This is a genomic window from Streptomyces sp. RP5T, from assembly GCF_003933965.1.
In the GTDB taxonomy this organism is placed as follows: Bacteria; Actinomycetota; Actinomycetes; order Streptomycetales; family Streptomycetaceae; genus Streptomyces.
Window position 1 is genome coordinate 1 of sequence record NZ_RSAJ01001054.1, and the last position, 1500, is coordinate 1500.

A 1500-nucleotide genomic window follows, 5' to 3' on the forward strand; every position below is an offset into this window, starting at 1 on the left:
GCCCCAGCCCGCGCCCTCTCCGCTGCCGGGGGAACGGCAGCCGCAGCAGCAGGCCCCTACCACCCGCCGCAGGCCTACCCGGCGGCCGGGCGCCCGGCCGCCGGCGTGTCCTGCCTCCGGCTCAGCCCCAGGCAGTCACCGGTACGAAGGAACTGTCCTGCCGGAACAGGTCCGTGCCCGCCGTCCGCTCCACCCGCAGCTGGTAGTTGTAGTGGCGCAGGTAGTACCCGGGATAGTTGTACGACTCCCAGCGGATCGCCCCCGAGGACGAACCCGTGCGGGCGATGAACGTCGCGTCCTTGGCGAAGGTCGAGGTGCCGTCGTTGGCGTCGAAGCGGCCGCGGAAGTCCCAGTGGCGCAGGTAGTTGCCCGCGGAGTCGCGGAAGGAGAAGCCGTTGGGGTCGGCGAGGCCGGCGACGACCGTGAAGGTGGACGCCGTCTTCTCGGCGGCCGTGCTGGAGCCGCTCACCACCGGGAGGTTGAGCAGCGAGGACTGCTCCTGCCAGTACCGCGTCGCGTAGTTGGCCGACTGGAAGGAGCGCGTGACGTTCTTCGCGAGCGAGGGGCCGCCGGACACCGTCTCCTTGATGACCGTGAAGTGGCGGGCGGTGCCGGAGACCCCCGGCAGCGCCGTCGGGGCCGACCAGGTCGCGAAGGTGTCGTAGCTGTCGCTGTAGTAGTAGTTGCCGTCGCCGTAGCCGTCGAAGAAGATCCGCCAGCCGCCGTTGTCGAGCTGGATCACGGAGGGGCCCTCGCGGTAGCTGCCCCAGCCGGCCCAGTCGCCGGTCCTGGAGATCGTGTAGGGGCCCGTCAGGGCGGAGGCGGTCGCGTACTCGATGTACTTGGTCGTCTCGTTCTTCGTGAACGCGTGGTAGGTCGATCCCGTTCTCACGATGTACGTGTCGATGTGGTTCGAGCCGATCCCGGACAGGGCCACCGGTGAACTCCACGCCGTGAGTGCCGCGTTGGTCGCCTTCAGCCGGTACGGCGTGAAGATCCACTCGTTGCTGGTGACCGAGCAGGACACGATGACGTTGACGCTGCCGTCGCTGTCGACGAACCACTCCGGCGCCCATGCGCGGGACAGGCCGGCGATCGGGACCGTGTAGTCGTACAGGAAGGTCCAGTTGGCCCGGTCGGAGCTGCGCGCGAAGCCGATCGTGGTGCTGACGTCCTGCCAGGTGTGGGTCGTGTAGGTGAGGTAGTAGTAGCCGTCGGTGTGCCGGAAGACGCTCGCGTCGCGGATCCTGTTGCCGGGCGGCGTGTAGGCGGAGGACTTGAGCAGCCGGAAGTCCGTGGCGTCGTCGGACTGGTAGACGTTGACGGTGCCGTCGTCGCTGTTGAGGAACGGCACGATCGTGTAGCGGGTGGCCGAGCCGCTGGGCGGGGCGGCGGCGGAGGCCGAGCCGGGCAGTTCGCCCAGCAGGACGGCGGAGGCGGGCAGGGCCGCCATCGCGCGCAGCAGGGTGCGACGGGACGGCGTGGGGGGTCGTGTGGTCA

1 protein-coding gene is annotated in these 1500 nt (G+C 69.5%); it reads right to left on the reverse strand.

Translation table 11 applies throughout. The features are described 5' to 3' along the window. Nucleotides 1–121 precede the first annotated feature (121 nt). Nucleotides 122–1500, reverse strand: a 1379-nt coding sequence (locus EHS43_RS44405) for a glycoside hydrolase family 43 protein (protein WP_260471012.1), incomplete at its 5' end; no start/stop codon positions are given.